Raw genomic sequence first — 1,332 nt, forward strand, 5'->3', positions numbered from 1 at the left:
GTCCTCGCCGCTCGCCGACGACGCGCCCCTTTAGACCTGCGATGTCTGCTGGCTGCCGGGCGGCTATCCCGAGCTTCACGCCGGCAAGCTCGCCGCCGCCGCGAATTTCCGCGCTGGGATGACCCTCTTCGCCGCGGCAAAGCCCATCCATGGCGAGTGCGGTGGCTTCATGGTGCTGGGCGAAGCGCTGGAGGACGCATCGGGCGACACGCATGCGATGCTCGGCCTGCTCGGCCATTCCACCAGCTTCGCCAGGCGCAAGATGAACCTCGGCTACCGCGAGGCGCGGTTGCGCGCCGACTGCCCGCTGGGCTCACAAGGTGCGCTGATCCGTGGCCACGAATTCCACTATGCGCAGATGACCTCTACCGGCAATGACGAGCCGCTGGCCGACCTCGCCGATGGCCAGGGCAATCCGATCGGCGCCTCGGGCTACCGGCGCGGCCATGTCAGCGGCACCTTTTTCCATGCGATTGCGAGAGGCTAGAGCATGAAGTTCAGGAATCTGGCCCTTTCACCGCGGCAGGTTGTCGACGACATCGCGCTATGCCTGGTCTTCTTCACCCGTCTGCCGCTGCCCGTCTTCGATTTTCGCGGCCGCAGCCTTGCCGCCGCGATCTGGGCAGCCCCCATTGCCGGACTTGTCGTCGGCCTGATCGGCGCCATCGTCTTTGCCACGGCCGAACGGTTTGGCCTGGCCATGGGGCCAGCGGCGGCCCTTGCTCTCGTGGCAACCGTGCTCACCACCGGCTGCCTGCATGAGGACGGGCTATCCGACGTCTCCGACGGCTTTGGCGGCGGCAAATCGCGCGGCCGCAAACTCGAGATCATGCGCGACAGCCGCATCGGTACATATGGTGCCGCGGCGCTGGGCCTGTCGCTGCTGATCCGCTGGAGCGCGCTGTCGGAGTTCGTCGATCCCACTCAGGCCCTCTTCGCCCTCATAGCCGCACACGCGGCCTCGCGCGGCCTGCTTGGCGCCTTCATGCATCTCTTGCCTTCAGCGCGGGTCGATGGCCTCTCGGCCGATGCCGGCACCGTCTCGCAGGAAACCGCCATCGCCGGCGCCGTGCTCGGCGCGATCCCGCTGCTCCTGCTTGGACTGGGCGGAGCCATCTTCGCGCTGATCCTGCTTGGCCTGCTGTTTGCCGCTTTCCGCGCCCTTTGCCTCAACCAGATCGATGGCCAGACCGGCGACACGATCGGAGCCTTGCAGCAGGCAAGCGAGATCGCGGTGCTGCTCGTCGCTTCCGTAGCGCTTTCCTGATCCTTTGGCCTGATTCTCTTGGCCTGATTCCTTTTCGGAGACTTTGCCCCCATGCCCTTCAAATC

General features: G+C 66.2%; 1 protein-coding gene and 1 pseudogene. Both read left to right on the plus strand.

Annotated features, from left to right (window positions below; all coding sequences use genetic code 11):
* Nucleotides 1–487: pseudogene (locus tag EN750_RS34575) on the plus strand (cobyrinic acid a,c-diamide synthase); the annotation flags it as partial.
* Between the two features lie 3 nt (nt 488–490).
* Nucleotides 491–1,267: an adenosylcobinamide-GDP ribazoletransferase gene (gene cobS, locus EN750_RS34580; RefSeq protein ID WP_127399295.1), complete on the plus strand. Its 777-nt coding sequence runs from the start codon at nt 491–493 to the stop codon at nt 1,265–1,267.
* The last annotated feature ends 65 nt before the right edge of the window (nt 1,268–1,332 follow it).

Origin of the sequence: Mesorhizobium sp. M7A.F.Ca.ET.027.03.2.1 (assembly GCF_003999175.1) — a bacterium.
Classification (GTDB): Bacteria; Pseudomonadota; Alphaproteobacteria; order Rhizobiales; family Rhizobiaceae; genus Mesorhizobium.